4 protein-coding genes are annotated in these 4738 nt (G+C 73.8%); 2 read left to right on the forward strand and 2 right to left on the reverse strand.

The window, feature by feature from the left end:
• Nucleotides 1–110: 110 nt before the first annotated feature.
• Complete coding sequence (locus ETD96_RS41510) at nucleotides 111–1466, forward strand: DEAD/DEAH box helicase (protein ID WP_240808601.1); 1356 nt, start codon at nucleotides 111–113, stop codon at nucleotides 1464–1466.
• Between the two features lie 23 nt (nucleotides 1467–1489).
• Here the strand turns inward: ETD96_RS41510 and ETD96_RS41515 are convergent, their stop codons facing one another.
• A complete protein-coding gene (locus ETD96_RS41515; RefSeq protein ID WP_138641964.1) occupies nucleotides 1490–2317 on the reverse strand; it encodes an alpha/beta fold hydrolase in 828 nt (275 codons plus the stop codon).
• Nucleotides 2318–2474: 157 nt separating this feature from the next.
• Between ETD96_RS41515 and ETD96_RS41520 the strand changes: the two genes are divergently transcribed.
• On the forward strand, nucleotides 2475–2867 hold the full coding sequence (locus ETD96_RS41520) for an OsmC family protein (RefSeq protein ID WP_138641965.1): 393 nt from the start codon (nucleotides 2475–2477) through the stop codon (nucleotides 2865–2867).
• Here ETD96_RS41520 and ETD96_RS41525 read toward each other — a convergent pair.
• Nucleotides 2864–4477, reverse strand: a complete 1614-nt coding sequence (locus tag ETD96_RS41525) for an alpha/beta hydrolase (protein WP_138641966.1) — start codon at nucleotides 4475–4477, stop codon at nucleotides 2864–2866. The genes ETD96_RS41520 and ETD96_RS41525 overlap by 4 nt on opposite strands.
• Between the last annotated feature and the right edge of the window lie 261 nt (nucleotides 4478–4738).

The following is a 4738-nucleotide window of genomic DNA, read 5'->3' on the forward strand; positions in this document are numbered from 1 at the left end:
GTCCGACGAACACCGCAGGCGTGCAGGGCGCTGTCGCACAGTCCCTCACCGGCCTTGGCCCGGGCCGGGTCGGTGGTCGCGGTTCGGGTCCACCGCACCCCGTGGCGACCATGACACCGGCGGGCACCGCGCCGCGCAACCAGCAGCCGCTCGACGACGCCCACCGGCGGGTTTCGCTGCGGGGGTACCAGTCCTTCGGGGCGCGGTTCGCGCTCGCGCAGCGGCGGGTGATCCTCGGCGACGAGATGGGGCTCGGGAAGACGGTCCAGGCGATCGCCGCGATCGCGCACCTGCGGGCGGAGGGCGCGACGCACTTCCTGGTGGCCTGCCCCGCGAGCGTCCTGATCAACTGGGTGCGGGAGATCGAGCGGCGCAGCGCGCTCGCCGCGCATCCGCTGTACGGCGGCGGGCGGGCGGCGGCGCTGGAGGCGTGGGTCGCGGGCGGCGGCATCGCGGTGACGACGCTCGCGACGCTCCACGGCCTCGACGTCCCGGACGGGGTCCGGCTCGGCATGTTCGTGGTGGACGAGGCCCACTACGCCAAGAACCACGAGACCCGGCGGGCGCGGGCCGTGGCCGCCTGGTGCGCGCGGACCGAGCGCGTCCTCTTCCTCACCGGCACCCCGATGGAGAACCGGGTGGAGGAGTTCCGCAGCCTGGTCGCGCATCTGCGGCCCGAGCTGGCCGGGGAGATCCGGTCGAGCGACGCGGCGCTCGGGGCGCGCGCGTTCCGGTCGGCGGTCGCGCCGGTCTACCTGCGCCGCAACCAGCGGGACGTGCTCGTCGAACTGCCCGAGGTGGTGCGCGTGGACGAGTGGGAGGAGTTCAGCGCGGCGGACGAGGACGCCTACCGGGCCGCGGTGCTCGACGGCAACTTCATGGCGATGCGCCGCGCCGCCTACGCCGTCCGGGACAAGTCGGCGAAGCTGGACCGGCTCACCGAACTGGTGGCGGAGGCCGCCGAGAACGAGCTGAAGGTCGTGGTGTTCTCCTACTTCCGTGACGTCTTGGACGCGGTGCGGGACGCGCTCGGCGCGGCGGCGCGCGGGCCGATCAGGGGCGACACTCCCCCGGCGCGGCGGCAGGAGATCGTGGACGCGTTCACCGCCGAGCCGGGGCACGCCGTCCTGCTGGCCCAGATCGAGGCGGGCGGGGTCGGGCTCAACCTGCAGGCCGCGTCCGTGGTGATCATCTGCGAGCCGCAGGTGAAGCCGACGATCGAGACGCAGGCGATCGCCCGTGCGCACCGGATGGGGCAGGTGCGGACGGTGCAGGTGCACCGGCTGCTGACGCCCGGCGGCGTGGACGAGCGGATGCTCCAGATCCTGGCGCACAAGGCCCGGCTGTTCGACGAGTACGCGCGCCGCAGCGACCTGGCGGAGCAGACCCCGGAGGCGCTCGACATCTCCCAGCAGGACCTCGCCCGGCAGATCGTCGCCGAGGAGCGGGAGCGGCTCGGGGCCTGAACGCGGCCCCGAGCCGGCGGCGGTCAGGCGCGCAGGAACTCGAGGAGGTCGCGGGTGAAGCGCTCCTTGTCGCCCGGCACCATCGCGAGGCCGTGCGAGCCGCCCTCGTACACCTTCAGGTCGGCGTCGGGGATGATCTCGACGGACTTGCGGGCGGTGGCGTCGATCGGGACGATCTGGTCGTCGTCGCCGTGGATGATCAGCGTCGGGACGTCGAACCGGCGCAGGTCCTCGGTGAAGTCGGTCTCGGCGAACGCCGTGACGCAGTCGACGCCGGCCTTCACGCTCTCCTGCATGGCCATGAACCAGAACGCGTTCCGGTTGCCCTGGGTGGCCTTCGTGCCCGGCCTGTTGGCGGAGAAGAAGCTCTCGGACGTGTCCATCCAGAACTGCGACCGCTCGTTCAGGATGCCCTTCTTGATGTCCTCGAAGACCTGGGCGGGCACCCCCTCGGGATTGGTGCCGGTCTGCATCATCAGCGGCGGGATCGCCGACAGCAGCACGGCCTTGGACACGCGGCTCGTGCCGTGCCGGCCGATGTAGCGGGCCAGTTCCCCGCCGCCCATCGAGTGCGCCACGAGGACGACGTCCCAGACGCCGAGCGCGTCGATCAGGTCGTTGAGGTCGTCGGCGAAGGTGTCGAAGTCGTAGCCGTCCCAGGGCTGGGACGAGCGGCCGTGGCCGCGGCGGTCGTGCGCGATGGCGCGGAAGCCGGCGTCGGCGACCGCCTTCATGTGGTCGTCCCACGCGTCGGCGTTCAGCGGCCAGCCGTGGATGAAGAGGACCGGCCGCCCCCGGCCCCAGTCCTTGTAGTAGATCTCCGTGCCGTCACGTGTCTTGATGTGCCCCATCGGTCCCCCGAATCGATGATGCCGTGGCCTGCGGCGGCCCGGTCCCGGCGCCGCCTCCACCCCGGATACCCCGTGGTCTTCCGGGAAACGTCGTCGGGAAGAACGCGCCGGGACGCCGTGTTCACCTGGCGGGTATCGGACGATCAAAGGGGATCCCATGGCCGAGGTCAGGGTGGAGCGCACCGAGGACGGCTTCCGGGCGGTGAACGCGCGGGGCGCGGAGGTCGCGATCGGCGACGGCGACGCCGCGGGCGTGTTCACGCCGGTCGAGCTGCTGCTGGCGGCGCTCGGCGGCTGCGAGCTGGTCACGGTCGAGCCGCTGACCGCGCAGCGCGGGCACCGGATGGCGCGGCTCGCCGCGACCGTCCAGGCGGACAAGGTCGCGACGAGCACGCTGGGCACGATCACGGTGACCTACGACGTGGAGCTGCCCGAGGGCGACGCCAAGGCCGAGGACGTGCTGAAGGCCGTGGCGGCGCGCGTCCACGAGCGGTACTGCACGGTCGGCGAGGCGCTCCGCGAGCCGAAGAAGGTCGAGCAGGTCGTCTAGCCGCAGGTCGTGCCGGGGGCCGGTGTCCGGCCGTCCAGGAGGTAGGCGTGGACGGCGGCGCGGACGCAGGGGTCGCCGGTGTCGTAGGCGCCGTGCCCCTCCCCCTTGAGGGTGAGGAGCACAGCCCGGCCGCCGAGGGCGCGCGTGAGCGCGGGCGCCCACGCGTACGGGGTGGCAGGGTCGCCGGTGTTGCCGACGACGAGGATCGGCGCGGCGGACGCGGCCGACACCTCCCGCGCCGACCCGTCGCCCGGGACCGGCCAGCCCGTGCACTGGAGCAGCCCCCACGCCATCGAGGGGCCGAAGACCGGCGAGGCGTCGCGGAACTTCGGCAGCAGCCGCCGCACGTCCGCGGGAGTGTGGCGTTCGGTCGTGTCGGCGCAGGTGATGGCGGTGTTGGCGGCGGACAGGTTGCTGTAGGTGCCGTCGCCGGACCGGCCGTTCTGGACGTCGGCGAGCATCAGCAGCAGCGAGCCGTCGCGGCGCTTCACCGCGTCCACGAGGCCCTGGGCGAGGTAGGGCCAGGCGTCCCGGGAGTACAGCGCGGCGGCGACGCCGGTCGCGCCGAGGCTCTGGGTGAGCTTGCGGCCGGACGACGTCGCGAGCGGTCTCCGGTCGAGCCCGGCGAGGATCCGCCCGACGGACGCGGCGACCGCCGGGCCGTCGGCGCCGAGCGGGCACGACGTGCGGCCGAGGCGGGCGCAGGCGGCGGCGAAGCCGCCGAGGGCGCGCTGGAACGCGCCGGCCTGCTGGAGGGCCAGGTCGGCGGCGCCGATCCCGGTGTCGACGGCGCCGTCCAGGACGGCCCGCCCGACGCCGCCGGGGAACTGGTGGGCGTAGGCGGCGCCGAGCCAGGTGCCGTAGGAGACGCCGAAGTAGTGCAGTTTCGGGTCGCCGAGCGCGACGCGGATCGCCTCCATGTCGCGGGCGGCGTCCTTGGTGCCGACGTGGGGCAGCAAGGCGCCGGAGCGGGTCGCGCATCCCTTGACGAAGGCGGCGCGGGCGTCGATGTACGCGGTCTCCTCGGCGGCCGTGTCGGGGGTGTCGTCCAGGGCGGCGAGCCGGTCCAGGCGCCGGTCGTCCGCGCACCGGACGGGGGCGCTGCGCCCGACGCCGCGCGGGTCGAAGCCGACCAGGTCGTACCGGGCGCGGAGCGCGGCGTACTCCCCCGCGGCCTGGACGAGGGTGTCGACGCCGGCGCCGCCGGGGCCGCCGAAGTTGAACAGCAGCGAGCCGATGCGGCGCCGCCGGTCGGTCGCCGGCACCTTGACCAGGGCGAGGCCGATGGTCGCGCCGGACGGTCGCGCGTAGTCGAGCGGCACCCGGAGCGTCGCGCAGCGGATCCCGGCGGGCCGGGGCGCCCCGCCGGGCGGCGGGGCGGGCAGCCCGGTGCAGCGCGCCCATGTCAGGGGCGGCGCGGAGGGCGGGGACGAGAGCGTCCCCGCAGGCGGGATCGGAGCCGTGCCGACCGACGTGCCGATGGCGGCGCGGGGCGCGGCGGCCACCGGGCGCCCGTGCCCGGTCATTCCGTGGAGGGACACCAGTCCGGATGCGGCCACTCCGGCGGCGGTCACCAGTGCAATGCCGGGAATGCCCCGGTACTTGGCCATTCATCCCCCTGTTCGTGTCGCGGGGGGCGCTCGTGACCTACCCAGGGCCTCTTATGCTGACTCCTGATCAACTCCATAGGCTCCACGCGCATGGGGGAGCACGCAGGGCATCCGCCCGGCGTCCCCGAGGGCCCTCCCCCGAAAGTCCGGATACCGCATCAGGGTCGTACTACTCAAGGCTGAGATGAAGACCATTCATTGCGGTGATCTCTTTAAGGGGGCCCTGAGGCAAAGATAGGTAGCATGGCTCAACCCGCCCCC

This window comes from Actinomadura geliboluensis (assembly GCF_005889745.1).
GTDB classification, from domain to species: Bacteria; Actinomycetota; Actinomycetes; order Streptosporangiales; family Streptosporangiaceae; genus Spirillospora; species Spirillospora geliboluensis.

What these genes read in the sequence shown, in the direction of transcription:
- ETD96_RS41520 (WP_138641965.1), top strand. Translation starts at nt 2,475, where the DNA reads ATGGCCGAGGTCAGGGTGGAGCGCACCGAGGACGGCTTCCGGGCGGTG.
- ETD96_RS41510 (WP_240808601.1), top strand. Translation starts at nt 111, where the DNA reads ATGACACCGGCGGGCACCGCGCCGCGCAACCAGCAGCCGCTCGACGAC.
- ETD96_RS41525 (WP_138641966.1), bottom strand. Translation starts at nt 4,477, where the DNA reads ATGGCCAAGTACCGGGGCATTCCCGGCATTGCACTGGTGACCGCCGCC.
- ETD96_RS41515 (WP_138641964.1), bottom strand. Translation starts at nt 2,317, where the DNA reads ATGGGGCACATCAAGACACGTGACGGCACGGAGATCTACTACAAGGAC.